Source organism: Micromonospora sp. NPDC005710 (assembly GCF_040630995.1).
Classification (GTDB): Bacteria; Actinomycetota; Actinomycetes; order Mycobacteriales; family Micromonosporaceae; genus Micromonospora.
The window spans coordinates 46,346-70,329 of the sequence record NZ_JBEXYP010000019.1 but is presented as its reverse complement, the minus strand read 5'-3'; the positions used below and the strand labels follow the sequence as shown (position 1 = coordinate 70,329).

General features: G+C 72.0%; 23 protein-coding genes. 11 read left to right on the top strand and 12 right to left on the bottom strand.

Annotation, left to right across the window (positions count from 1 at the left end; all coding sequences use genetic code 11):
* Nucleotides 1-128: 128 nt before the first annotated feature.
* The 3 genes from lon to ABZ406_RS23640 form a co-directional block, all read right to left on the bottom strand.
* Nucleotides 129-2,459, bottom strand: coding sequence for an endopeptidase La (gene lon, locus ABZ406_RS23650; RefSeq protein ID WP_357765455.1), 2,331 nt, complete (start codon nucleotides 2,457-2,459; stop codon nucleotides 129-131).
* Nucleotides 2,460-2,487: 28 nt separating this feature from the next.
* On the bottom strand, nucleotides 2,488-2,604 hold the full coding sequence (locus tag ABZ406_RS23645; RefSeq protein WP_357765452.1) for a hypothetical protein: 117 nt from the start codon (nucleotides 2,602-2,604) through the stop codon (nucleotides 2,488-2,490).
* Nucleotides 2,605-2,682: 78 nt separating this feature from the next.
* Entirely contained in the window at nucleotides 2,683-3,414 is a 732-nt protein-coding gene (locus ABZ406_RS23640) for a HAMP domain-containing sensor histidine kinase (protein ID WP_357765449.1), read from the bottom strand.
* An 83-nt stretch (nucleotides 3,415-3,497) separates the two neighbouring features.
* Between ABZ406_RS23640 and ABZ406_RS23635 the strand changes: the two genes are divergently transcribed.
* Both ABZ406_RS23635 and ABZ406_RS23630 read left to right on the top strand, forming a co-directional pair.
* Nucleotides 3,498-4,121: a response regulator transcription factor gene (locus tag ABZ406_RS23635; protein ID WP_357765446.1), complete on the top strand. Its 624-nt coding sequence runs from the start codon at nucleotides 3,498-3,500 to the stop codon at nucleotides 4,119-4,121.
* Between the two features lie 144 nt (nucleotides 4,122-4,265).
* Entirely contained in the window at nucleotides 4,266-4,613 is a 348-nt protein-coding gene (locus ABZ406_RS23630; protein WP_088989485.1) for an Lsr2 family protein, read from the top strand.
* 127 nt (nucleotides 4,614-4,740) lie between these two features.
* Here ABZ406_RS23630 and ABZ406_RS23625 read toward each other — a convergent pair whose 3' ends face one another.
* Together ABZ406_RS23625 and ABZ406_RS23620 are read right to left on the bottom strand one after the other, a co-directional pair.
* Nucleotides 4,741-6,000, bottom strand: a complete 1,260-nt coding sequence (locus ABZ406_RS23625) for a hypothetical protein (RefSeq protein ID WP_357765443.1) — start codon at nucleotides 5,998-6,000, stop codon at nucleotides 4,741-4,743.
* Between the two features lie 295 nt (nucleotides 6,001-6,295).
* Entirely contained in the window at nucleotides 6,296-7,171 is an 876-nt protein-coding gene (locus ABZ406_RS23620) for a DUF2726 domain-containing protein (protein WP_357765440.1), read from the bottom strand.
* Between the two features lie 164 nt (nucleotides 7,172-7,335).
* Here ABZ406_RS23620 and ABZ406_RS23615 point away from each other — a divergent pair, with 164 nt between their 5' ends.
* Genes ABZ406_RS23615 through ABZ406_RS23595 form a run of 5 tightly spaced genes read left to right on the top strand, consistent with a single transcriptional unit; the run spans nucleotide 7,336 to nucleotide 9,739 of the window.
* Nucleotides 7,336-7,527 (top strand): hypothetical protein, encoded by a 192-nt coding sequence (locus tag ABZ406_RS23615; RefSeq protein ID WP_357765437.1) that lies wholly within the window; start codon nucleotides 7,336-7,338, stop codon nucleotides 7,525-7,527.
* A complete protein-coding gene (locus ABZ406_RS23610) occupies nucleotides 7,524-7,877 on the top strand; it encodes an Asp23/Gls24 family envelope stress response protein (protein WP_357765434.1) in 354 nt (117 codons plus the stop codon). The genes ABZ406_RS23615 and ABZ406_RS23610 overlap by 4 nt, the downstream gene beginning before the upstream one ends.
* Nucleotide 7,878: 1 nt before the next feature.
* Nucleotides 7,879-8,400 carry a DUF6286 domain-containing protein gene (locus ABZ406_RS23605; RefSeq protein WP_357765431.1) on the top strand — a complete coding sequence of 174 codons (522 nt, stop codon included), beginning with the start codon at nucleotides 7,879-7,881 and terminating at the stop codon, nucleotides 8,398-8,400.
* Complete coding sequence (locus tag ABZ406_RS23600) at nucleotides 8,397-8,957, top strand: hypothetical protein (RefSeq protein WP_357765428.1); 561 nt, start codon at nucleotides 8,397-8,399, stop codon at nucleotides 8,955-8,957. Before ABZ406_RS23605 ends, ABZ406_RS23600 begins: the two co-directional genes overlap by 4 nt.
* 56 nt (nucleotides 8,958-9,013) lie before the next feature.
* On the top strand, nucleotides 9,014-9,739 hold the full coding sequence (locus ABZ406_RS23595; RefSeq protein WP_357765426.1) for a helical backbone metal receptor: 726 nt from the start codon (nucleotides 9,014-9,016) through the stop codon (nucleotides 9,737-9,739).
* A gap of 84 nt (nucleotides 9,740-9,823) precedes the next feature.
* On the opposite strand, the gene ABZ406_RS23590 is transcribed toward ABZ406_RS23595, so the two are convergent.
* Nucleotides 9,824-10,753 carry a TerC/Alx family metal homeostasis membrane protein gene (locus ABZ406_RS23590; RefSeq protein WP_357765597.1) on the bottom strand — a complete coding sequence of 310 codons (930 nt, stop codon included), beginning with the start codon at nucleotides 10,751-10,753 and terminating at the stop codon, nucleotides 9,824-9,826.
* Between the two features lie 283 nt (nucleotides 10,754-11,036).
* On the opposite strand from ABZ406_RS23590, the gene ABZ406_RS23585 reads away from it, so the two are divergent.
* Complete coding sequence (locus tag ABZ406_RS23585; protein WP_357765424.1) at nucleotides 11,037-11,429, top strand: FKBP-type peptidyl-prolyl cis-trans isomerase; 393 nt, start codon at nucleotides 11,037-11,039, stop codon at nucleotides 11,427-11,429.
* 119 nt (nucleotides 11,430-11,548) lie between these two features.
* On the opposite strand, the gene ABZ406_RS23580 is transcribed toward ABZ406_RS23585, so the two are convergent.
* Nucleotides 11,549-11,935, bottom strand: coding sequence for an STAS domain-containing protein (locus ABZ406_RS23580; RefSeq protein WP_357765421.1), 387 nt, complete (start codon nucleotides 11,933-11,935; stop codon nucleotides 11,549-11,551).
* A 184-nt stretch (nucleotides 11,936-12,119) separates the two neighbouring features.
* On the opposite strand from ABZ406_RS23580, the gene ABZ406_RS23575 reads away from it, so the two are divergent.
* Nucleotides 12,120-13,136: an SMP-30/gluconolactonase/LRE family protein gene (locus ABZ406_RS23575; RefSeq protein ID WP_357765418.1), complete on the top strand. Its 1,017-nt coding sequence runs from the start codon at nucleotides 12,120-12,122 to the stop codon at nucleotides 13,134-13,136.
* A gap of 178 nt (nucleotides 13,137-13,314) precedes the next feature.
* Here the strand turns inward: ABZ406_RS23575 and ABZ406_RS23570 are convergent, their stop codons facing one another.
* Entirely contained in the window at nucleotides 13,315-14,583 is a 1,269-nt protein-coding gene (locus tag ABZ406_RS23570) for an Ig-like domain-containing protein (protein WP_357765415.1), read from the bottom strand.
* A 770-nt stretch (nucleotides 14,584-15,353) separates the two neighbouring features.
* On the opposite strand from ABZ406_RS23570, the gene ABZ406_RS23565 reads away from it, so the two are divergent.
* Together ABZ406_RS23565 and ABZ406_RS23560 are read left to right on the top strand one after the other, a co-directional pair.
* Complete coding sequence (locus tag ABZ406_RS23565; protein ID WP_357765413.1) at nucleotides 15,354-16,319, top strand: sugar phosphate isomerase/epimerase; 966 nt, start codon at nucleotides 15,354-15,356, stop codon at nucleotides 16,317-16,319.
* Nucleotides 16,320-16,341: 22 nt separating this feature from the next.
* Nucleotides 16,342-18,441: a PQQ-dependent sugar dehydrogenase gene (locus ABZ406_RS23560; RefSeq protein ID WP_357765410.1), complete on the top strand. Its 2,100-nt coding sequence runs from the start codon at nucleotides 16,342-16,344 to the stop codon at nucleotides 18,439-18,441.
* An 88-nt stretch (nucleotides 18,442-18,529) separates the two neighbouring features.
* On the opposite strand, the gene ABZ406_RS23555 is transcribed toward ABZ406_RS23560, so the two are convergent.
* The 4 genes from ABZ406_RS23555 to pdhA all read right to left on the bottom strand — a co-directional run bounded on the left by ABZ406_RS23555 (nucleotide 18,530) and on the right by pdhA (nucleotide 23,938).
* Complete coding sequence (locus ABZ406_RS23555) at nucleotides 18,530-20,209, bottom strand: right-handed parallel beta-helix repeat-containing protein (RefSeq protein ID WP_357765594.1); 1,680 nt, start codon at nucleotides 20,207-20,209, stop codon at nucleotides 18,530-18,532.
* A 188-nt stretch (nucleotides 20,210-20,397) separates the two neighbouring features.
* Nucleotides 20,398-21,753: a dihydrolipoamide acetyltransferase family protein gene (locus ABZ406_RS23550; RefSeq protein ID WP_357765591.1), complete on the bottom strand. Its 1,356-nt coding sequence runs from the start codon at nucleotides 21,751-21,753 to the stop codon at nucleotides 20,398-20,400.
* Complete coding sequence (locus ABZ406_RS23545) at nucleotides 21,738-22,742, bottom strand: alpha-ketoacid dehydrogenase subunit beta (protein WP_357765588.1); 1,005 nt, start codon at nucleotides 22,740-22,742, stop codon at nucleotides 21,738-21,740. The genes ABZ406_RS23550 and ABZ406_RS23545 overlap by 16 nt, the downstream gene beginning before the upstream one ends.
* Nucleotides 22,739-23,938, bottom strand: coding sequence for a pyruvate dehydrogenase (acetyl-transferring) E1 component subunit alpha (pdhA, locus tag ABZ406_RS23540; RefSeq protein WP_357765585.1), 1,200 nt, complete (start codon nucleotides 23,936-23,938; stop codon nucleotides 22,739-22,741). The genes ABZ406_RS23545 and pdhA overlap by 4 nt, the downstream gene beginning before the upstream one ends.
* Between the last annotated feature and the right edge of the window lie 46 nt (nucleotides 23,939-23,984).

Below are 23,984 nucleotides of genomic sequence, written 5' to 3'. Positions count from 1 at the left end.
CCGGGGGTACCGCCGCACGGCGGAGAGGTAGTTGAGTTTTCAAGCACGACAGTACGGTCCGGCGGGACACGTACAGAGCGGCAGGCCCCCGCCGTCTCGTGGACGGCGAGGGCCTGCCGGGTCGTACGTCAGACTGCGAAGAGCGCCGGACCGTCGAGCGTCTTCACGTCGGCCGGGCGCAACGCCAGAGCGAGCACGTCGGCCACGTCGGCCAGGGTGTGCACGGTCAGCGCCTCGCGCACCTCGGTCGGCAGGTCGTCCAGGTCGGGCTCGTTGCGCGCCGGGATGATCACCTCGGTGAGGCCGGCCCGGTGCGCGGCGAGCAGCTTCTGCTTCACCCCGCCGATCGGCAGGACCCGGCCGGAGAGCGTCACCTCACCGGTCATCCCGAACTCGGGCCGGACCGGGCGACCGGTGACGAGCGACGCCAGGGCGGTGACCATGGTGATGCCGGCGCTCGGGCCGTCCTTGGGCACCGCGCCCGCCGGGAAGTGGACGTGGATCCGACGTCCCGCCAGAGCGTTCGGGTCGATGCCGAAGCGCCGCCCGTTGGAGCGCAGGTAGGAGAGCGCGATCTGCGCCGACTCCTTCATCACGTCACCGAGCTGGCCGGTCAGGGTCAGCCCCGGCTCGCCCTCCATGCTGGTCGCCTCGATGAAGAGCACGTCCCCACCGGCGCCGGTGACGGCCAGGCCGGTGGCCACGCCGGGCACCGCCGTACGCTCGGCCGACTCCGGGGTGAACTTCGGCCGACCCAGGTAACCGGCGAGGTTGTCGGTGCCGACGCGTACCGGCGTCGGGTCCGTCGCCAGCGTCACCGCCACCTTGCGCAGGATCTTGGCCAGGGCCCGCTCGAGCTGCCGCACACCTGCCTCCCGGGTGTACTCCCCCGCGATCAGCGCGAGAGCCTCGTCGGCGACGCCCACCTCGTCGACGGTCAGCCCGGCCCGCTCCCGCTGCCGGGGCAGCAGGTGGTCGCGGGCGATGGCGACCTTCTCGTCCTCGGTGTACCCGTCCAGGGTGACCAGCTCCATCCGGTCCAGCAGTGGGCCGGGGATGGACTCCACCACGTTCGCGGTGGCCAGGAAGAGCACGTCGGACAGGTCGAGGTCGACCTCCAGGTAGTGGTCCCGGAAGGTGTGGTTCTGGGCCGGGTCGAGCACCTCCAGCAGGGCGGCGGCCGGGTCACCGGCGTAGCCGGCGGCCAGCTTGTCCACCTCGTCGAGGAGCACGACCGGGTTCATCGAACCGGCCTCGCGCAGCGCGCGGACGATCCGACCGGGCAGCGCCCCCACGTAGGTGCGCCGGTGCCCGCGGATCTCCGCCTCGTCGCGGACGCCGCCGAGCGAGACCCGGACGAAGTTACGCCCGAGCGCCCGCGCCACGGACTCGCCGAGGCTGGTCTTGCCGACGCCGGGAGGGCCGGCGAGGGCCAGCACCGCACCGGAGCCGCGGCCGCCGACGACGCCGAGGTTGCGCTCGGCCCGCCGGTTGCGCACCGCCAGGTACTCCAGGATGCGGTCCTTCACGTCGGCCAGGCCGGCGTGGTCGGCGTCGAGCACCGCCCGGGCCGCGGCCAGGTCGGTGTTGTCCTCGGTACGGGTGCCCCACGGCATTTCGAGCACGGTGTCCAGCCAGGTACGGATCCAGCCGGCCTCCGGGGAGGCGTCACTGGCCCGCTCCAGCTTGCCGACCTCGCGCATGGCCGCCTCGCGGACCTTCTCGGGCAGCTCGGCGGACTCCACCCGGGACCGGTAGTCGGCGGAGCCGTCCGGCTCGTCCTCGCCCAGTTCCTTGCGGATGGCGGCGAGCTGCTGACGGAGCAGGAACTCGCGCTGGGACTTCTCCAGCCCTTCGCGGACGTCACTGTTGATCTGCTCGGTGACCTCCTGCTCGGCCAGGTAGTCCTTCACCCAGCCAACGAGAAGCTCCAGCCGGGCGGTGACGTCCGGCGCGGCGAGCAGTTCGGTCTTCTGCTCCAGCGTCAGCCAGGGCGCGTAGCCGGCCGAGTCGGCCAGCTCGGAGAGGTCGGTCATCCGCTCCACCGCGTCGATGACCTGCCAGGCGCCCCGCTGCTGGAGCACGGAGGTCACCAGTGCGCGGTACTCGCGGGCGAGTTCGCGGGCCCGGCCGGCGTAGGCGGGTTCGTCGAGTTCGGTCGCCTCGACCCAGAGGGCGGCGCCGGGGCCGGGCACGCCGGAGCCGATCCGGGCCCGGGAGAGGCCACGGATGACGGCGGCGGGCTCACCCTCGGGCAGCCGGCCGACCTTCTCGATGGTGGCGACCACGCCGACCGGCCCGTACTCGCCGTCGATGCGCGGCACGGCCAGCAGCTTGCGGTCGCCGGTCGCCCGCGCCGCGTCGATAGCGGCCTGGGTGGTCGGGTCGAGGGTCACCGGGATGACCATGCCGGGCAGCAGCACGGCGTCGGTCAGGGGAAGTACCGGAAGAGTTGCCATCGAACACCTCGCGTTAGTTGAGCGTGTCTCACTCAAGTAACAAAGCGTTCCCCTTGTTCCGGCCTGTGACCCAGACCACTCGCCCGCCGGCCAGCAGGAAGCGCAGCATCTGCTTGATGCCGGGGCCGTCGGTCAGGTGGAACAACCGGGCCACCTGGAGACGGCCCTGCGCCTCGGCGGTGAACGTTCAGGTGGAAGTCGGCCAACGGGTGTCCCGGCCGGGTCAGCGCGGCGGGCGCGCCATCGGCAGCAGGACCTCCAGCGCCACGCCCCGGGGCCGAAGCCGGTGCGCCCGCAACGCTCCCCCGTCCGTCGCGACGAGCTGCCGGACGATCCACAGACCCAGCCCGGTCATTCCGACCGCCGGCGCCGGACGCCGCAGCGCGACGAGCAGCGCGTCGTCGACCCGACCCTCGTCGGTGACCAGGATGCTCAGATCGGGACCACGCACCGTGGCGTACAGACCGACCTGCCCGTCCGGCGGCCCGTGCCGCAACGCGTTCTGCACCAGGTTGACAAGGACCTGTCGGGTGCGTCCGGCCGGCACCGGACAGGAGGCCGCCCGCCGGGTGGTCCGCGCCCGCCGTCGGCCGGCCGGCACCAGCGCGGCGGCCTCCCGCAGGATGCCCGCCAGCGCGACGGCGGGCTCCGGACGCGGCGGCAGCGTCAGGACTCCGGTGCCGGCCGTCGCGTCGCGCAGCAGGCTCTGCAGGTGGGCGGCCTGGTCGCGGGCCAGCTCACTCAACGCCCGCCGGTCGTCGCCCGTCAGCTCGCGACGCTCGTCGGCGAGCGCGCGGGTCAGCGAGGTCAGGGTGCTGATCGGCGTGCGGAACTCGTGGCACAGCACCCTCAGCAGCAAATCCGAATCGGCCGCCGCGGGTCGACTCCCGCCCCAGGTCGGCTCGATGGGCCGCAACCCTCGCAGGAGGTCCCGCAAACCGTGCCGTACGCGCATCCACCCGACTCCTCTCGTCTGGTGCGAACCCGCATGATCGGTACCCGCTGGGGAACGGCGCAGACATGCCGGGAGCCTCCACCTTGCGACTCGTCGTCGTCGACGATCACCCCCTCTTCGTCCGCGGCCTGGAGTTGCTGCTCCCGATCACCACCGACGGCCGCGCCGAAGTGGTCGCCTCGACCGGTGACGCCGCCGCGGCGGCGGCGCTGGTCAGCAACTGCCGCCCCGACCTGGCGCTGGTCGACCTGCACATGCCGCCGCCCGGCGGCGTCCGGGCGGTGGCCGCGATCCGGCGGACCACCCCTCGCGTACGGGTGGTCGCGATGTCCGGTTCCACCGATCCCGGGCCGGCGGTGGAGGCACTGCGGGCCGGCGCCGAGGGCTTCCTGCCCAAGACCAGCGAACCGGAGGAGTTGCTGCCTCCGCTGCTGGCCATCCTCGACGGCTGGGCGGTGCTGCCTGCCGAACTGCTGCGCGCCATGCTGCGGCCCACCCATTTCGCGCCCGTCGACCTGGAGGGCGAGGAACGGCGGCTGCTGCGGGCGATCGCCGCCGGCCGCTGCACCGTCGACATCGCCGAAGAACTGCACGTCTCCGAACGGACTGTGAAACGGATGACCGCCGCGTTGCTGCGAAAGTTGCGGGTCTCGAACCGCGCCGAGGCGGCCGCCGTCGCCGGTCACCGCGGCATCCTCGGGGAATGAGGCTTCGTCACCGGACTGATTCACGGTTTTGCCAGGTAACGGAATCGCGACGCGCCGAATGAATGGAAGGCATATTGTTGCGGATTACCGGGGTGATAGGTCAGACTTTGGACACATCCCGCCGCACACAGGGAGTAATCGGCAATGGCGAGAAAAGTAATCACGGTCCTGACCGACGACCTCGACGGTGGGAAGGCCGACCGGACGGTTGAGTTCAGTCTCGACGGCGTGGCCTACACGATCGATGTCTCCGACGAAAATGCGGGCGTCCTGCGCAAGGCGCTCGATCCGTACATCAATGCGGGTCGGCGGATCGGGCGCGGTCCGGTGGAGAGTGCCCGATCGGTCCGACGGCCGGGGCGACCCGCCGGCGCGGGAATGGATCGGGAGCAGAACCGGGCCATCCGGGAATGGGCCGTCAAGAACGGCTACAAGATTTCCGAGCGGGGTCGGATCCCGGTCGAGGTCGTCGAGGCGTACAAGAGCCGCTGACCCGACTTCGACGGGGCCCCACCGCAAACGGTGGGGCCCCGTCGTGTGTCCGGGCACCAGTGGCGAGGCGGCGGCCGGCCACCCCGGGTCGTCCCCAGGGGTGGCCGGCCGCCGCCGGCACGTCAGCTCAGTTGACGTCGATGCGCACCGAGTCGAAGGCGGGGGTCTGGTTGGCCCGCTCCATCATCGGCAGGCGGTGCGAACCGTCACCGGCCCACACGGAACACTGGGCGGTACCCGACTCCGGCAGGCCCGGAATCTGGATCGTCACCTCGTCGGGCTGGGCGCCGCCACGACCGTCCTCGGTGGCGACGAAGAACGCCGGCACCTCCTGCGGCTCCGGCGGGGCGGTCAGGCTGTCCAGCATCCGGCAGGCGGTGTGGAAGTGACCGCGGACCAGGCCCTGGTCGTTGAGCAGGGAACTCTCCACGTAATAGCCACCCTGACCGGCGGCCAGGAAGCGGTCCCGGATCAGGTTGCGGGTGCTGACCCGCAGGGTGAACGCCTGGTTCTGGCCGACCTGCTCGGGGAACTGGGTGATCAGCAGGGACGGGTTGTTGGCGGCCGCGCCGACCTCACCGAACTCGGTGCTCACGCAACGGTTGCCCTTCTGGAAACCGTCGTGCGGCTCGAGCCGGCTCTCGTCGCAGTCGTTGGCGAGCACGCCGAGCCCGGCGCCCGGCTCGGTGCCACCGCCGGTGTTCCCACCGCCGGTGTTGCCGCCACCGGGGGTCGTGGTGGGCGTGCTCCCGCCACCGTTGTTGCCACCCGTGTTCCCAGTGGGCTGCACCTGGCACTGGGCGAGCTGCGCGAGACCCTGCGGCCGCGGTCCGGCCCGGTCGATGGCGGTCGTGATCCGGTCCAGCACGGCACGCCGCTTGTCGGCCAACGGCTGCAGGATCGCGTTGCGGATGAACGCCTCACCCTTGTTGCCCTCGGCCGCCAACCGACGGTCCGCCTCGGCGATCTGGGCCTGCAACTGGGCGAGGTTGCGGTCCACCTCGGCCCGAGCCCGGTTCGGCACCTGCGGCAGTTTCGCCGCCACGTCCGGACAGGCGATGGCCGTGCCGGTGCCCACGGTGCCGTCCTTGCCGTCCTCGCACTCGGGGACCGACTGCTGCCCGTCACCCCAGTGGTTACGCACCCACCGACCGTTCTGCCAGGTCCGGCTGGTCGAGCCGCCGCCAGTCGGCGCGGTAGCGCCCGGGCTCGGTTCCACGCACTGACCGGCGACCGGACGGGGCTTATTTGTCCGCCGGTCCTGGGCCGACGAAATCTGAGTCACGGCGACAACTCCGCCGAAGACCGCGAGCGTGCCGACAACTGCCAGCAGACGCTTGCTCCGCGCGTTGCCGGAAGGCCGGCGCGCCCGAGTGGACCTGCGCATCGAATTGCTCTCCTTCTCGATCCGGTAGTGGATTTCTGCCCTCGGCGGACCGACGGATGTGAGTTGGCACGTCGCGGCGGGGACCCGCCGTGACCCACCTGGTAATGCGTCGATGGCCGACGATGCCCTTTCCGCACCGTCTCCCGCGCCTGGTGGACGCGGATGGGGAGATCCTGTTCATTCGCGCAGGAGTACGGGGCGGCGGCCGGGAAGGTTCAACAGACGCACAGGAAATTGCCGCGACCCGACGCGGAGCCGGTGCGGAGCAGGGGTCAGCAGGTGAAACGAGGGCCGCTCAGTCGGCGCAGAGGTGGTCGAAGGCGAACCCGCCGACCAGTTCGCGGCGGCGCTGGCTGAGCGCGGCGATCTGGGCGGTCCACTCGGCGCGCGGCAGCAGATCGGCGACCGCGTTCTCCCGCAGTCGCTCCCCGACGGCGACGGTGGCGAGATCCTCGGCCAGCCGGGCCGCGTCGATGCCGCAGGAGAAGCGGTGTTCGGTCACCGAGACCCGCTCGACGAGGCACGCGTCGGGGCGTACCTGCACCCAACTCCACCCCTGCGCCGGCCCGTCCACCCAGCGGACGTGCAGTCCTCGCACGATCGGATCGGCCACCTGCCCGGCCACGTACGCCTCGAAGGCCGCCGCGCGGGTCAGCGCACCGAGGTCGTTCACCGCCCCGGTACGCCCGTCCGGCAGCCGGCCCAGGATGTCCCGGAAGCCCACCGGCGCCGGTTCGGTGCCGGTGGCGGTGACTCCGCCGGCGGCGTAGCCGCGCGCGTCGATCACGTACTCGACCAAGCGGCGGCCGTGCTCGGCGGCGCGCAATGTCGGCGTACCGATCCGCAGGACGGGCAGGCCGGCGGCGGCGCTCACGGCGTCCTTGAGTCGTTCCGCCCGCTGTTCCGCCGAGCCGGCGGGTGGCACCGGGCCGATCTCGACGGCGACGACAGGCAGGCCGCTGTCGGCGGCGTAGACGACGAAGTCGAAGCTGGCGCGGCTGGCCGAGGTCCACTGACTGCCGGTGACACCGGGTGGTCGACCCTGGACCAGGTCGCTCAGCCGGCGTGCCGACAGGACCTGGTGGCCGGCGCGGCTGAGCAGAGCGCCGCGCTCCGCCTCGGCGGGCATCGCCCGCAACCGACCGCGGTCGTCGGTCCCGGTGCTCGTCATCTGCCTGATCCATCCGCCGGTCGGTCGATCCGGGCCGAGTCTAGGTGGTCGATCATCGGCGATCGACTTCCGATGTGACCGGGATCACAGTAGCGCCGACGTTCCAGGGATGGCCACCGGGTGTATCCAGCCACCGCCGGCACCCGACCGGCTCGGAGGTGACCATGTCGCGACAGCAGTTCGGCTTCCTCGCCGGGTTCCTCGCCGTGGCGGTCTGGGCGCTCGCCGGCCTCGGTGTGGCCGCCCTCGCCGTGCTCGCCGGTCTGCTCGGCTGGCTGGTCGTCCGGGTGCTCGACGGTGACCTCGCGGTGACAGGTCTCGGCGACCGCCGCGCCGACGCTCGGCGACGCCGATGACCACCCGCCCGTCCACGGGGACGAACCCTCGCACCGAACTGGCCGCGACCGGTCCGGGCGACGCCGCGGACGTCGCACAGATCGCGGTGCAGGCGGCCAGCCTCGTACCTGGCGTGTCCGTCGTCCGTCCGGCGGCGGTCCGCCTGGACGACGGGTCCGTCGCACTCGACCTGCATCTGATCACCTGGTACGGGCACAGCGTGCCGACGATCGCCGAGACGGTAAGGGCGGTGGTCGCCGAGCGGGTGGCCGCCCGGACCGGGCTCAGCGTGGCGGTGGTGACAGTCACCGTCGATGACCTGCTCGTTCCCGGCGTCGACGGGCACCCCGCCGTGCCGGAGGACGACTGAGATGCGCGCCGCCAACCGGGTTGCCTCGTTGCTGCTGGCGACCGTCCTGCTGATCGGCGGGGCGGCGGTGGCCGTCCAGGCGTTACTGCTCACCCTGCACCACCCGACGCCGCTCGACACCACCGGCTGGTTCGACGCGCTGAGCGGCACCCGGTGGCGGGACCCCACCGTCCGGATCATCGCGGGCGGGGCGCTCCTGCTGGGCCTGGCCGTCCTCGTGGCCCAGCTGCGCCGCTGGACGCCGGATCGCCTCCGTACCCACGACCACGACGGCTGGCACCTGCACCGACGCTGTGTGGAGCGGCGGCTCGCCGACGCCGTCAGCGCGGTACCGGGCATCCGGCGCGCCCGGGTGCGGGTCCGACGCCGCGGCGGCCAGTGGCGTCCACGGGTCCAGGCGACCGGCGACCCGGCCGCCCGGACGGAGATCGAGTTCGCCGTGCACCAGGAGTTGCACCGCCTCACCGCGCCCCGTCCCGCCCGGATAGACGTCCGGCTGTCGCCTCGTCGGCGGACGGCGTGACAAACGCCGGGCACCGACTGTTGTGGACGATCATCGCGCTGCTGCTGGTGGCGGGCGGGGCGACGGCGTTGGCCGCCAGCCTCGGCACGCTGCCCGGCACCGACCCGACGGCGTTGCTGCTGGGCGCCGACCTGATCGACAGGTGGCGGATGGCCGCACCGTGGAGCACCCTGGCCGCTGCCGTTGCCGGCCTGCTGTTCGCGCTGGCCGGGCAGCGCCTGCTGGCCGGGGAGCTGCGCAATCCGGACGGCACGCTGCGCGGCACCCTGAGCCACCCCGGGCGCCGGCCCGGCCGCACCCGACTGGCCGCCGACGTCCTCACCGACGCGCTGGTCCGCGACCTGACCGGCAACCCCGGGGTACGCCGGGCCCGGGTGGTGCTCACCGGCGCGCCACCGCACCCCGACGTGTGGATCCGGGTGGACCTCACCGCCGACGCGCGGGCCGCCGGCGTACGCGAGCACGTGCGCGCCGCGGTCCGCCGATTCGCGGCGACGACCGGCTGCCAGCCCGCCCACCTCGACGTGACCGCCCGCATCGAGCCCGGCCACCCCTGACCCGACGCCCACCCGAGGGGGCATGATCGGTGCGGGCGGCGAACGGAGGTACGCGGGTGCGGGTGGTGTCGCTGGTGCCGTCACTGACCGAGGCGGTGGCGCTGACAGTGCCGGGTGTGCTGGTCGGGGCCACCGAATGGTGCAGCCACCCGGCCGGGCTCGACGTGACCCGGGTCGGCGGCAGCAAGTACCCCGATCTGGACCGGGTGCGCGCCCTGCGGCCGGACCTGGTGCTGCTGAACGTGGAGGAGAACCGCAAGGCCGACGCGGAGGCATTGCGGGCGGCGGGTGTACCGGTGCGGGTCACCTATCCGCAGACCGTCCCCGGCGCGTTGACCGAGCTGGGCGACCTGCTGACCGAGCTGGGTGCGCCGTCCGAGCCGGACTGGCTCCGGGCCGCCCGACGGGCATGGGCCACGCCACCCCGGCCGGCGTCGACCCGCCGAGCGGTGGTGCCGGTGTGGCGACGACCGTGGGTGGTGCTCGGCGGCGACACGTTCGCCGGCGACGTCCTGCGGCGCCTCGGCGTGCTGAACACCTACGACGGGCACCCCGAGCGGTATCCCCGTCCTACCCTCACCGAGCTACGCGACAGCGAGCCCGACCTGGTGGTGTTGCCCGACGAGCCGTACCGGTTCACCGCCGACGACGGGCCGGAGGCGTTTCCCGGCGTACCGTGCGCCCTGCTCTCCGGCCGGCACCTCACCTGGTACGGCCCGTCGCTGGCCGAGGCACCCGCGCTGCTCGCCGACCAGCTGTCCCGGCCGGTGCTGGTCGGCTGACCCCCGACCGCCGCCCGACGCTCACGACGCGACCCGGCGCAACGCCACGCCCCGGCAGCTCAGCCGGCGGGCCGGCCCGGCAGCTCAGCCGGCGGGCCGGCCGCGGGCGGCCATCGTGCTGGCGCCGATGGAGACCGCCAGCGTCACCACCACCACGGCCAGGGTCAACCAGACCGGCAGCTTGCCCACCGGCGTCTCGGCGAGAATCAGCTTCAGCCCGGCGAAGGCCAGCAGCAGCGCGAGCCCGTACCGCAGGTAGCCGAAGTGTCGCAGCAGGCCGGCGAGGCAGAAGTAGAGGCTGCGCAGCCCCAGGACGGCGAACGCGGTGGCCGTCCAGACCAGGAAGGTGTTCGTGGTGATGGCGAGGATCGCCGCCACCGAATCGATGGCGAAGACCACGTCGGTGGCCTCGATGGCGACGAGCGCCACCAGTAGCAACGTCGCCACCCGTCGGTCGGCCACCCGGGCGGTGAAGCGGTCGCCGTGGTATCGGGCGTCGGTCGGCACCAACCGCCGGAACACCCGCACCACGAGGTTGCGTTCCGGGTCGACGTCCGGTTTCCCTCGTACGGCCAGCCGCCAGCCGGTCCAGATAAGGAACGCGCCCAGCACGAAGGCCGCCCAGGTGAGCCGTTCCAGCAGCTCCGCACCGGCGAAGATGAACAGCAGCCGGAAGACGAGCGCACCGACGACACCCCAGAACAGCACCTTGTGCTGGTAGCCCGGCGGCACCTGGAAGTAGCCGAAGAGCAGCGCGAAGACGAAGACGTTGTCCACCGAGAGCGCCTTCTCCAGCAGGTAGCCGGAGAAGTACGCGATGGCCGGGTCGTCGCCCAGGCCGCACCAGACGACCAACCCGAACACCAGGCCCGCGCCGATCCAGACCGCGCTCCACAGCAGCGCCTCGCGGAGCTCGATGACATGGTTGTCCCGGTGCAGGAGCACGTCCACGGTGAGCAGCACCGCGATCACCGCGCCGACCGCCGCCCAGGCCCACAGCGGGACCGCGACCATCGCCTCAGCCACCGAGGCCCTCCGCATCGACCACCGCGCACCGCCCGTGAACCAGGCCCGCCGGCCTTGTCCGAGCCTAGGTGAACACCCCACCCGGTATCGGACGGTCCGCCGAAGTCGCACTCGGGTCGGGCGCCGCGAACCGTCGCGCTCGGCGCCACCGACGGTGGACGGCGGATGGGCGTGCAGAGCAGGTTGCGGGTCCGCCGCACATCGGTGAGGGGTGATCCGGCAGGATCGACGACGACCGGACACATCACCCAACACGGCAGGAGATCCCCGCATGACCCAGGCAGCAGGCGCCCGTTCGGGCAAGCCCGAGGTTGGTCCGATCGAGGGTGCACCGCCGGCCGACCTCGTGATCGAGGACATCACCGTGGGCGACGGCCCGCAGGCCGAGCCGGGCCAGTTGGTCAGCGTGCACTACGTGGGCGTTTCGCACTCCACGGGTGCCGAGTTCGACTCGTCCTGGAACCGGGGCGACGCGTTCGACTTCCCGCTCGGCGGCGGTCAGGTCATCGCCGGCTGGGACCAGGGCGTCGCCGGCATGCGCGTCGGCGGTCGCCGCCGCCTGACCATCCCGCCGCACCTGGGGTACGGCGACCGGGGTGCCGGTGGCGTCATCAAGCCGGGCGAGACGCTCGTCTTCGTCGTCGACCTGCTCGGCGTGCGCTGACCGATCGTCGGGGTCGCCGGATCAGGCCGGCGGCCCCACACAGCGCCCACGAGTGGCGGCGGGGCGACCTCGTCCACCGGGACCAGGCGGTCAGGTGAGGGCCGACTTGCCGGTCGGGGTCAGGCGGCCAGTTGCAGGTCGGTGGTCGCGACCACGGGGCGGCGCGCGGCCTCGATCGGCGGGACGAGCTCCAGGATCGGCATCACGCGGTGCAGCCCGCTGACGCGCAGCACCCGCGCCACCACCGGGCTCGGGTCGACCAGGACCAGCTCGCCACCGCAGGCCCGCACGCGCAGATGCGCGGCGAGCAGCGTGCGGACACCGGCGGCGGAGAGCAGCCGCAGCCCGGACATCTCCAGTTGCAGCACCGGGCGCGCCGGTGCCGACCACAGCGCGGACCGGAACGCGGCCACCGTGGCGATGTCGACCTCGCCGGCCACCCGCACGAGGACCATCTGGTCACCCACGCTGACCTGCACGTCGAGCCGGTCGCTGTGCTGTTCCATGCTGAGAAATCTAGCCGGCACCACCGACACTTTCGCCCCTCCGCGGAGTGATTCCGGGTACGCCCAGGGGCATACCCCGAGGCTCCCCGCCTCCCTCTCGGGGTGGAGTCCCGGGGGCCCGGGCGGCACGCCGCGCGGGCGCGGAACCCGGAGGTCGGCCGGCACCGGGGTGGAGAATAGGCCGATGCTGATCCCCCGGCCCCGTCCGCCCCGGCTGATCCGCCCCGTCCGCGAGCCGGCGACCAGCCCACCGGCGCTTGCCGGGGCCTGGGCCCCCACCGACCGCCGGCTCGACCAGGCCGAGTTGTTCCCCCTGCCCGCCGGTGCGGTCGGCCCCGAGGACGTCCTTGTCGACGACGCCGGGCGGGTGATCAGCGGCGACGAGGACGGTCGGCTCTGGTGGTGGCCGGTCGACGCGCCCGCCGGCACGGAACCCCGGCTGCTGGCCGAGACCGGTGGCCGTCCGCTCGGCATCGAACTGGACCCGTCCGGCGAGGCCCTGGTGGTCTGCGACGCGTACCGCGGGTTGCTGCGGGTCACGCCGGACGGCGGGGTTCGCGAACTGACCGGGACGGCACCCCCGGTGCACCTGGCCAACAACGCGACGGTGGGCCGTGACGGCACCATCTACTTCACCGACAGCTCCGACCGGTTCCCGGTCTCCCACTGGAAGCGGGACCTGCTGGAACACCGCCCCAACGGCCGGGTGCTGGCCCACCACCCGGGCAGCGGCCGCACCGAGGTGGTGACCGACGGGCTGTACTTTCCCAACGGGATCGCGCTGACCCCTGACGAGTCGGCGCTGATGCTCGTGGAGACCAGCACGCACCGCCTGCTGCGCGTCGAGCTGAGCGGCGGCGTGCGGGTCCTCGCCGACCTGCCCGCGTACCCGGACAACCTCGCCTCGGTGGGTGACGGGACGTACTGGATCGCGCTACCGAGCCCACGGGTGCCGATCGCCGAGCGCTTGCTGCCCCATCCGCGGCTGCGCCAGATCGCCGCGCTGCTGCCCGACGCCATGCAACCGCAGCCCCGCCGCTACGGGCTGGTCGCCCTGGTCGACGACGCGGGCGCGGTCCGCCGGACGCTGCACGGTCCGAGCGGGCACTACTCGATGATCACCGGGGTACGCCAGCACGACGACCATCTCTGGCTGGGCAGCCTGACCGGCTCCGGGGTCGCCCGCGTACCCCTGCCCTGACACCCCGCCCCCACCCCCGTTCCATCGATCTTGCACTTCCCGTCGCCGTTATGCGTGGAATGTCTTCCATGTCGGGACAGTAAGTGCAAGATCGACGCGATGGGGTGTCCATCTTCCGGCTACGGGCGGGCCGGTCCGCCGTGGTGGCGGGCCGGCCCGTTCTGCCGCTCGGGGTGTCTCAGCGACCGCTGACCGAGGGCGCCGGTGCGGGCGACCCGCCGGCCACCGCGCCCGGGTGCGCCGGAGCGACCGGAGCCGGCTTGAGGCCGGGCGGCACCGGCAGGGCGCTGCCGCGGGCGAACTCGTCCCAGCTCACGTTCCACGCGGTCCAGCCGTTGCCCGGCTGCAACTCCACTTCGGTGCCCTTCACGGTGACCAGGTCACCGACCTGCGTCACCCCCATCAACCAGTCGGCGGCGGTGGCGGAGACGTTCGCGCACCCGTGCGAGACGTTCGTGTTGCCCTGGTCCCCCTCGGACCAGGGGGCGGAGTGGATGAACTCGCCGCCCCAGGTGTAGCGCTGGGCGTCGTCGACGTCGACCACGTAGCCACCGTTCGGCTCACCCCGGGTGTCGAACGTGACCCGCTCGTGCTTCTCCATGATCACCATCTTGCCGCTGGAACTCGGCGTGCTCGGCTTACCCAGGCTGACCGGGATCCGGCGAACCTGCTTGCCGTCGCGCAGCACCGTCATCTGCTTGGTGGCGTTGTCGATCTCCAACGAGACCTGTCGTCCGATCTTCGAGGTCGCGGTCCGCTCCGCGTCGCCGACCCGGTCCTTTCCGATCGGCAGACCCTCCAGACCGGCGCGAACGCTCACTGTCGTACCCGGCTTCCAGAAATCGGGTGCCCGGTAATAGACCTGACTTCCATCCTCGAGCCACGACCAGGCACCCGGCTGGGGTGGATTGGTCTTCACGAACAACCGGCGTTGAACATCCGCTCTGGCCGCTTTCGGAATTCCCGGGTCGAACGCCACCGTTACCGGCATCGCCGTGCCGTACGTCCGATTGCCGTTGAAATAGAGAGTGCTGGTGATCTGCGGTTTGGTCGATTTGGCCATCGTGGTGAACGTCGTGGTGCGGGTGGTGGTGGCGCCCGAGTCACCTGTCGCGGTCACCTCGGCCGTGTACGTCCGTCGCGGTTGCAGCGGAGCGTTCGGCACCCAACCCGAACCGTCGTCGCGCGGCTCGGCGTTCACCTGCTTGCCCTTGTCATCGGTGAGGCGTACGCCGGTGACCCGCCCGTTCTTGACCACGGTGCCCACCTCGGCGCTGATCGGGACGTCCCGGGCCTTGTCCCCCGGTGTCACGGCGAGTTCCGGCGCGGCGGCGTGCTTCTTGGCCGAACCGGTCGCCGAACCCCGGTCGGCGGTGCACGCACCCAGGACGAGTGGTGCGGCCGCGATGGTTACCGCCAACAGCGTCAATCGCCGCCTAGACGTCATGTTTCATCCCCCCGTTTTCGACTTCCCTCCGCCACATTCTTGCCCGCCCGAGCAGACCATTTGCGGCATTCGGAATAATCGGCGGCGCATTTATCGGCGCATTTTCCAACAATGTTCCGGTTGGCGGAACAGGGGATCAACCGACCCGTGTCGTGCGCTCTGCTCCGCTTGAGCGACCCGACCTCGACTGTCCGAATGCTCAGGCGGTGGGGAGCGACGCGGACCTGCCTCCGGCCGCCCTCGAACCGCGCGTGGCCGGATCTGGGATACCGGTGTGGTCGGCCGCGCTTGATCGACTCGGGTTCGTTGATGTCGGGGTGTCCGGCCGACCGGGATACCGCGACTTCCGTGAAGCCGAGTCGATCACGCGCCGGCTGCGGGCGGGGCCACTGGGTGGCGGGGTCGGTGCGGTGGGCGGGGCGCGTCGCAGCGGGCGAGGGAAGGAGAAGGTCAGGCCCGGTGGCGCACCTCGGGGGCCGACTTTTGTCATTTGAAGCGAAACTTCTGCCGAACGCGACGAAGCTTTGCCTTCGTCCGGAAGCAAGGGTAAGGTCTGGATCTAGATAGAGGGTTGCCCATTCGTCGATCAACTTGCCGCCACCCCTGCCGGGTCGCCGCGTTCCGCCCCCCGATGGGTCCGGGCCGCACCCGCGCGCTGTTCCTCACCGTCCAGCCGGAGCCCGCCTCCGGCCGGTTCGGCGCGTCCGGCAGACGGCAGTCAGGTCGACCGCCGCCGACGGCGTACCAGCCGTCAGGAAGGGACCACCACCATGGATCAACAACTCAACCGACCGGGGCCGGCACCGGCCTCCGAGCCGGTCAGTCGGCGTGGAGTGCTGCGCGCCGCGACCGTTTCCGCGGCCGCCGTCGGCGCCGCCGGCCTGTTCGCCGGCCCGGCCGTCGCCGCGCCCGCCGCCTCCACCGGACAGGCCCAGGGCCGGCGTCGGGTGCCGGTCGACCGGATCAGCATCCAGCTCTACACGCTGCGCGACCAGCTGGCCGCCGACCTGCCCGGAACCCTGGACGGGCTGCGCCGCATCGGCTACCGGCGGGTGGAGCACGCCGGGTTCGTCGGACGCACCGCCGCACAGTTCCGGGCCGCGCTCGACGAGGCCGGGCTGCGGTCCACCTCCGGACACGTCGGCATCCCGCAGCCGTTCGACGAGGCCACCTGGGAACAGGCGCTCGCCGACGCCAACATCGTGGGCTGCAAGAAGATCGTCCACCCGTACTTCGGTCGGGACGCGAGCGGTCAGCCGATCCGGGACCCCGCGGTCTACCGGGCCCTGGCCCGGGACCTGAACCGCGCCGGCCGGCTCGCCGAACGCGCGGGGCTGGACTTCGGCTACCACAACCACCAGCTGGAGTTCGTGCCGCTGACCGGCGGCTCGACCGGGTTCGACATCCTCAGTTCCCAGACCGATCCCCGGCTGGTCCACTTCGAGCTCGACCTCTACTGGACCTGGCGGGGTGCGCACGACCCGGTCGACGTGATCCGGGCCAACCGTGGCCGGATCCGCCAGGTGCACGTCAAGGACCTCGACGTCGAGGGTGGCTTCGCCGACCTCGGCGACGGCGTTATCGATTTCGGCCGCATCTTCGCCCACGAGCGGGAAGCCGGCATCGAGGAGTACATCGTGGAGCGTGACGACGCGGGCACCGCGCCGCGCTCCCCCGCCGACGCCCTGGACACCGCTCGCGTCGGCTTCGACTATCTCGCCTCACTTCGGTACTGAAACCACCCGGGGGACTCACTTGATGAAAAGGACCGCATTCGCGTCCGCACTGCTGCTGGTGACGGCCGGTCTGGCCGTTCCACCGTCGGCGGCGGCGGCAGCGCCGGCCCCACCGCCGGACAGCAGCTTCCAGAAAGTCACACTCAACGACTTCCCGGGCGAGCCGATGAGCCTCGCCGTCCTGCCCGACCTGCGGGTGTTGCACACCTCCCGCACCGGTGAGGTCCGCATCCACGACCCGCGCACCGGCCTGAACACCCTCGCCGCCGACATTCCGGTGTACGAGCACGACGAGGAGGGGTTGCAGGGGGTCGCCATCGACCCGAACTTCGCCCAGAACAAGTGGGTGTACCTGTACTACTCGCCGCCGCTGGACACTCCGGTCGACGACCCGGCGACCCCGGGCGTCAACGAGGGCGACGCGCCGGAGACCGGCACCGAGGCGGACTGGCAGCGGTTCAAGGGCGCGCTGCGGCTGTCCCGGTTCAAGCTGAACGGGACGAAGCTGAACCTCGCCAGCGAGCAGCAGATCATCGACGTGGCGACCGACCGGGGCATCTGCTGCCACGTCGGCGGTCAGATCGACTTCGACAGCAAGGGCAACCTGTACCTGTCGACAGGTGACGACACCAACCCGTTCGCCTCCGACGGCTACATCCCGATCGACGAGCGGGCCGACCGCAACCCGGCGTACGACGCCCAGCGCACCGCGGCGAACACCAACGACCTGCGCGGCAAGCTGCTGCGGATCAAGGTGAAGGCCGGTGGCGGTTACACGGTGCCGTCCGGCAACCTGTTCAAGCCGGGCACTGCGCAGACGCGTCCGGAGATCTACGCGATGGGGCTGCGCAACGCGTTCCGGTTCGCCGTCGACAGGCGGACCGACGACGTGTACGTGGGCGACTACTCGCCGGACGCCTCCAACCCGAACCCGGAGCGAGGCCCGGCCGGTCACGGCCGGTGGATGCGCGTCGACAAGCCGGCGAACTACGGCTGGCCGTACTGCGTGACGCCGACGATCGCCTACCGCGACTACGACTTCGCCACCGGCGAGTCCGGCGCGAAGTTCAACTGCGCGCGCCCGGTCAACGACTCGCCGCACAACACCGGCAAGCGCGTGCTGCCTCCGGTCGAGCAGCCGGAGGTCTGGTACGCGGCTGCCCCCTCGGCCGAGTTCCCGCAGCTGGGCACCGGCGGCATCGCCCCGATGGGTGGCCCGGCGTACGAGTACGACGGCACCAGCACGTCGCGTACCCGCTGGCCGGCCTACTACGACGGGGTGCCGCTGTTCTACGAGTGGACCCGCGACTACATCAAGGAGTTCCGTCTCGACTCCGACGGCGACGTCGCGGACATCCGTCCGGTGGCACCGTCGCTGGTGGTGGACAACCCGATGGACATGGAGTTCGGCCCGGACGGCGCGCTCTACGTCCTGGAGTACGGCGACGGCTACTTCGCCGAGAACCCGGACGCCCAGCTGTCCCGGATCGACTTCGTCCGGGGCAACCGCACGCCGATCCCGAAGATCAGCGGCACGCCGACCGTTGGGCAGGCTCCGCTGACGGTGTCCTTCTCCAGCGCCGGCACGACCGATCCGGACGGTGACAAGCTGAGCTACGCGTGGGACTTCAACGCGGACGGTTCGGTGGACAGCACCAACCCGAACGCGACCTGGACGTTCCCGGAGAACGGCTCGTACCTGCCGACATTGAAGGTCACCGACCGCACCGGACGGTCCGCCTCGGCATCACTGCCGCTCGTCGTCGGGCCGACCGCGCCGGTCATCGAGTTCGTCACCCCCGAGGCCGGGCAGCCGTTCCAGTTCGGGCAGACGGTCGCGTACGAGGTGAAGGTCACCGACGACCTGCCAGTGGACTGCTCCCGGGTGAAGGTCACCTACGTGCTCGGGCACGACGAGCACGGGCACCCGCTGTCCACGTCGACGGGTTGCTCCGGCACCATTCCCACCTTCCTGGACGGTGGGCACAGCGGCGCGGACAACCTGACCGCGGTGTTCGTGGCGGAGTACACCGACGCGCCGACCGACCCGGGCGTACCCGCGCAGTCCGCTTCGGTGACGGTGGTCCTCGACCCGACGCCGGTGGCCGGTCTGGCTGGCTGACCAGCTAGCTCAACCGAGACAGTGGCGGCGGCCGGAGCGATCCGGCCGCCGCCGCACGTCATTGAGGGCCGAGCGCCCGACGGGCCGGTCAGCTCCAGCCGCTGTCGACGTGGTTGTCCCGCCACCGTCCGCTCACCGGCGGGGTGTCCAGTCGCATTCCGTCGTCGGCGTTGCCGGCCAGGTCGTTGTCCTCGACCCGGCAGTCCACGCAACTGCCGCGCTCGGTGATCCAGAGGCCGTGCGTCTGGGTGGGGTTGTCGTGGTTGTCCCAGATCCGGTTGCCCCGGACGGTGGCCGAGTCGAACGGCGCGTTGATGGTGATGCCGGCCCGCAGCTTCGGGGCGGCGGCCAGTTCGTATCCGCATCCCGGCGGGGGCACGTCCCCGCTCCACGCGGTGAACGCGTCCGGGCGGACCGGGGCGAGGGTGATTTCGTCGCCGGTGTTGGAGGCCACCATGGCCACTGCCTTCCCGACCCGCAGGACCTTGCCCCGGTGTCCGTCGTGCGGCCAGTTGGCCGACCGGTCCACCAGGCACCGCTCGCTGTAGCGGACGCCGTCGCCAGTGCCGCCGGCGCCCTCGCCGTACTGCCGTCCGTTGTTGCGGATCCGGTTGTTCAGCACCACCGCGTCGGTCATCTGGTGGTCGATCCGGATCGCGTCGAGGCCGTTGCCCCAGAACTCGTTGCTCTCGATCACCACGTCCCGCACGGAGCCCCGGTACCCGCGCCCGAAGTCGTGCGAGTGGTAGCCGTACCGACCGTTGCCGCTGATCCGGTTGCCCCGGACGGTGTACGGGCCGGGACTGTTGCCGATGCTGACCCCGTCGCACATGTTGCCGTCGATGACGCAGTCGGTGAGCAGCCCGCCGCGACCGGCCACGGCGGAGGTGCCCTGCGCCGACACGTCGAACCCGGTCTCCAGGTTCCCGGTCATCGTGCAGGCGGAGACGATCAGGCCGTCAGCGCCCCAGTCGGAGATGCCGAAGCGGTTGCCCTGACTGTGGCAGCCGATGATGCGGTAGCCGCGCGGCGGCGACCAGTAGTCCTTCTGCAACTCCAGGAAGATGCCGTTGGTGCCGTTGGCCAGCGCGGTGCAGTTGGCGATGGTCAGCCGCTCCACCGCACCCCAGCCGCCGATGCCGATCCCGATGCCGGCGCCGCCCATCTGCTCGCCGTTGTCCAGTCGGCCACAGCCGACCACCACCACGCCGTCGATCAGGGAGTCCTGGAGGAAGTCGCAGCCCAGACCGGTGGCGGCGGTGTGGTGGATGTAGAGGTTGCGGAAGACGCCCCGCACCACGTACTGCAGGCCGAGGCCCTTGGCCAGGTAGTTGTACTCGGCCATGGCGACGCCGGAGCCGTCGATCTGGAAGTCGGAGAAGGTGCAGTCGGCGATGTGCCGGTCCCGGTCGGCGCCGTGCTGCACTGTGGTCCAGAACGCCAACGGGGTGGGGTCGGCCCGGTTGCCCTCGTTGCTGAGCATGAACCGGGTCGCCGCCGGGCCGGCGCCGATCAGCGACACACCGCTGCGCCACACGGTGCCCGCGTCCCGGATCGAGTAGATGCCCGGCGGGCAGTAGATGACCCGGGCTCGCCCGTCGGACGCGTACCCGGCGCCGAGGCGGTCCACCAGGGCGGCGAGCGCCGGCTGGTCGTTCGTCGCGCCGTCACCGGTCAGCCCGTACTCCAGCGCGTCGCAGTACAGCGGGGCGCCGGCCGAGGCGGGCCGTCGTACCCGGACCGAGTTCAGTAGCAGCTCGTTCGCCACGGCCACAGGCCGGCTCCCTTCGACGCGTCCGGTGCGTTCCGGCGGGGCCGACTTCCCGGTGCGGCCGCCGGGAAACCCCGGCCGTGCCCGCCGGCCGGAAACCCCGACCCGTGCCCGCCGCCCGCGAGGCCCGGACGTGTGTCGGCCCCGGCGCCGTTCGGGCAGCGCCGGGGCCGAGGGGGTACGCGTCAGACGGCGGCGATCAGCAGCGCCGGGCGCTCCACGCAGTCGGCGACGTGCCGCAGGAAGCCGCCGGCCACCCCGCCGTCGCAGACCCGGTGGTCGAAGGTGAGGCTGAGCTGGGTGACCTTGCGGACGGCGAGTTGGCCGTCGACCACCCACGGCTTGTCCACGATCCGCCCGACCCCGAGCAGGGCCGCCTCGGGGTGGTTGATGATCGGCGTGGAGCCGTCGACGCCGAACACCCCGTAGTTGTTGAGGGTGAAGGTGCCGCCGGTCAGCCGGGCCGGGGGCAGGCTGCCGGCCCGCGCGGCGGCGGTGGTCGCCGCGAGTTCGGCGGCCAGCTCGGCGGTGGTGAGCCGCTGGGCGTCGCGCAGCACCGGCACCAGCAGACCTCTGTCGGTCTGCGCGGCGATGCCGAGGTGCACCCCGGCGGACTGGATGATTCGCTGTCCTTCGGTGTCGACCCGGGCGTTGAGCTGCGGGAACCGGCGCAACCCGCTGAGGCAGATCCGGGCCAGCAGGGCCAGGATGCTCACCGGCGCGTCGGGGGTCGCCGCGTTGATCGCGGCGCGGGTCTCCAGCAGGCCGGTGGCGTCCACGTCGACCCAGATGGTCACCTCCGGGATCTCCCGCCGGCTGCGGGAGAGCTTGTCGGCGATCACCTTGCGGACGCCGGTGAGCGGGACGATCACGTCGCCGTCGCCGACCGGGGCCGACCCGACCTGTGGGTCCGGCACGGCGGCGAGCCGGGCGGCGGGCGCGCTCAGCGCGGCCTCCACGTCGGCGCGGCGGATCACTCCCCCGGGTCCGGTGCCCCGCACCGTGTCGAGGTCGACGCCGTGCTCGCGGGCGAGCCGCCGCACGATGGGCGAGATGACCAGGGCGGCGGGCGACCGGGTCGGGTCGCCGGACGCCTCGGTAACGGCGCCGGCCGCCGGGCCGACGTCGGCCGGTTCGGGGGCCACCGCCAGGCGGGGTCGACGCCGACGGCGGGTGGCGCCGCCGTGCCCGGTGCCGTACCCGATCAGCACGTTGCCCGAGCCGGCCCGCTCCTCCTCGCGGTAGGTGGCGTGCCCGGTGGGCTCGTCGCCCCCGTCCAGCGGCGCGATGGTGATCAATGGTTGGCCGACCGGGCGTACCTCACCGGCCGCGCCGTGCAGGGTGACCACCCGGCCGGCGTACGGGCAGGGCACGTCGACGACGGCCTTGGCGGTCTCCACCTCGACCACGCTCTGGTCGACGGTGACCACGTCACCCACGGCGACCCGCCACTCGACGATCTCGGCCTCGCTCAGCCCCTCACCCAGGTCGGGCAGGAGGAAGACCTGCGTCCGTTCGACGATGGTCATGCCGCCGCCCAACGCGCGTCCGGTTGGTCGTCCCACTGGAGACGGGCCACCGCGTCGAGCACCCGGTCCACACCGGGCAGGTGGGTGTGCTCGAGCATCGGCGCCGGGTACGGGATGTCCAGCCCGGCGACCCGCAGCACCGGGGCGTGCAGCGCGTGGAAGCAGCGCTCCTGCACCCGGGCGGCGATCTCCGCGCCGACGCCGGCGAAGCCGGGCGCCTCCTGGATCACCACGCACCGACCGGTGCGGCGGACCGAGGCGGTGATCGTGGCATCGTCGAACGGCACGATGGTGCGCACGTCGACGACCTCCAGGTCCCACCCCTCCTCCCGGGCTGCCTCGGCGGCCTCCAGCGCGACCGGCACCGCCGGCCCGTACGCCACCAGGGTGGCGTCGCGTCCGGGCCGCCGCACGACCGCCTGGCCGAACGGCTCGGTGCGGGTCGGCAGGGACGCCTCGTCGCTGGCGAAGTAGAGCTTCTTGGGCTCCATGAAGACCACCGGGTCGGGGTCCTCGATCGCCTCGCGCAGCAGCGAGTACGCGTCGTCGACGGTCGCCGGGGTGACCACCTTGAGCCCGGGGGTGTGCGCGTAGTACGCCTCGGACGAGTCGCAGTGGTGCTCGACCCCGCCGATCCCGCCCGCGTACGGCACACGGATGACGATCGGCACGCTCAGCGCCCCCCGGGTGCGGTTACGCAGCTTCGCCACGTGCGAGGCGATCTGCTCGAACGCCGGGTACGCGAACGCGTCGAACTGCATCTCGACCACCGGGCGCAGGCCGGACATGGCCAGACCGACGGCGAAGCCGACGATGCCGGCCTCGGCGAGGGGGGTGTCGAAGCACCGTTTCTCGCCGAAGCGGGCCTGCAGGCCGTCGGTGATCCGGAAGACGCCACCGAGCGCGCCGACGTCCTCACCGAAGACGACGACCCGGTCGTCGGCGGCGAGCGCGTCGGCGAGCGCCGCGTTGAGAGCCTTCGCCATGGTGGTGGCCATCAGGCGTCACTCTCCTCGGCGTGCGCGGCGGCCAGCTCGGCACGAACCTGCTCACGCTGTTCGATCAGCTGCGGGGTGGGCTCGGCGTAGACGTGGTCGAAGAGGCTCAGCGGGTCGACGGTCGGCTGCTCGTTCATCCGGGGCCGCAGGTCCGCGGCGTACGCCTCGGCCTGCTCGGCGATCTCGGCGACCGCCGCGTCGTCGAGCACACCGCGGGCGCGCAGGTAGGTCTCCAGCCGGGCGACCGGGTCCCGGTCCCGCCAGGCGTCGACCTCGGCGCCGTCACGGTAACGCGTGGCGTCGTCCGCGTTGGTGTGCGGTTCCATCCGGTAGGTGTGCGCCTCGACGAGGAACGGCCCCTTGCCGGCGCGGGCGTGGGCGACCGCGCGGGTGAGCACGGCGAGCACCGCGACGGGGTCGTTGCCGTCGACCTGCTCGCTGGGTACGCCGTACCCGACGCCCTTGTAGGCGAGCGACGGCGCGGCGGTCTGGCGCGACAGCGGGACGCTGATCGCGTACCTGTTGTTCTGCACGAAGAAGACCACCGGCGCCTTGAACACGGCGGCGAAGTTGATCCCCTCGTGGAAGTCGCCCTCGCTGGTGGCACCGTCGCCGATGAAGGCCAGCGCCACCGTGTCGCGACCCTGGTACGCCTCGCCGTATGCCAGGCCGGCGGCGTGCACGCACTGGGTGGCGAGGGGGGTGCACTGCGGTGCGGTGCGTACCTCGGTCGGGTCGTAGCCGCAGTGCCAGTCGCCGCGCAGCAGGGTCAGCACCTCGACCGGGTCGATGCCTCGGGCAACCAGCGCCATCGACTCGCGGTAGGTGGGGAAGACCCAGTCGGTGTCGCGGACCGCGAGGACCGCGCCGACCTGGCAGGCCTCCTGACCTCGGGAGGACGGGTAGACGGCGAGCCGGCCCTGCTTGGTCAGCGCCGTCGCCTGGGTGTCGAAGCGGCGGCCGAGCACCATCCGGCGGTACATCTCGCGCAGCACCTCGGCGGGTGGTTCGGGGTAGTCGGCGCGGGCGGGCAGCGGCGTGCCGTTCTCGGCGAGCAGGCGGACCGGCTCGGCGTCCGGTAGCAACGAGCGCGCCGGGTCGGGCGGGGTGACCGTTCGACGGGTGCGCGGGGATGCCCTGCGGACCGCCTGGGGAGTGGTCGTCACGGCGGAACCTCCTGGGACGTGTGGTGAGCCTATGCTTCCGCTTGTGGATGATTGACTCAAGATCGACACAGAAGGCGGG

Coding starts and splice junctions, on each gene's coding strand:
- lon (WP_357765455.1), bottom strand. CDS start 2,459: ATGGCAACTCTTCCGGTACTTCCCCTGACCGACGCCGTGCTGCTGCCC.
- ABZ406_RS23640 (WP_357765449.1), bottom strand. CDS start 3,414: ATGCGCGTACGGCACGGTTTGCGGGACCTCCTGCGAGGGTTGCGGCCC.
- ABZ406_RS23630 (WP_088989485.1), top strand. CDS start 4,266: ATGGCGAGAAAAGTAATCACGGTCCTGACCGACGACCTCGACGGTGGG.
- ABZ406_RS23625 (WP_357765443.1), bottom strand. CDS start 6,000: ATGCGCAGGTCCACTCGGGCGCGCCGGCCTTCCGGCAACGCGCGGAGC.
- ABZ406_RS23620 (WP_357765440.1), bottom strand. CDS start 7,171: ATGACGAGCACCGGGACCGACGACCGCGGTCGGTTGCGGGCGATGCCC.
- ABZ406_RS23615 (WP_357765437.1), top strand. CDS start 7,336: ATGTCGCGACAGCAGTTCGGCTTCCTCGCCGGGTTCCTCGCCGTGGCG.
- ABZ406_RS23610 (WP_357765434.1), top strand. CDS start 7,524: ATGACCACCCGCCCGTCCACGGGGACGAACCCTCGCACCGAACTGGCC.
- ABZ406_RS23605 (WP_357765431.1), top strand. CDS start 7,879: ATGCGCGCCGCCAACCGGGTTGCCTCGTTGCTGCTGGCGACCGTCCTG.
- ABZ406_RS23590 (WP_357765597.1), bottom strand. CDS start 10,753: ATGGTCGCGGTCCCGCTGTGGGCCTGGGCGGCGGTCGGCGCGGTGATC.
- ABZ406_RS23585 (WP_357765424.1), top strand. CDS start 11,037: ATGACCCAGGCAGCAGGCGCCCGTTCGGGCAAGCCCGAGGTTGGTCCG.
- ABZ406_RS23580 (WP_357765421.1), bottom strand. CDS start 11,935: ATGGAACAGCACAGCGACCGGCTCGACGTGCAGGTCAGCGTGGGTGAC.
- ABZ406_RS23575 (WP_357765418.1), top strand. CDS start 12,120: ATGCTGATCCCCCGGCCCCGTCCGCCCCGGCTGATCCGCCCCGTCCGC.
- ABZ406_RS23570 (WP_357765415.1), bottom strand. CDS start 14,583: ATGACGTCTAGGCGGCGATTGACGCTGTTGGCGGTAACCATCGCGGCC.
- ABZ406_RS23565 (WP_357765413.1), top strand. CDS start 15,354: ATGGATCAACAACTCAACCGACCGGGGCCGGCACCGGCCTCCGAGCCG.
- ABZ406_RS23560 (WP_357765410.1), top strand. CDS start 16,342: ATGAAAAGGACCGCATTCGCGTCCGCACTGCTGCTGGTGACGGCCGGT.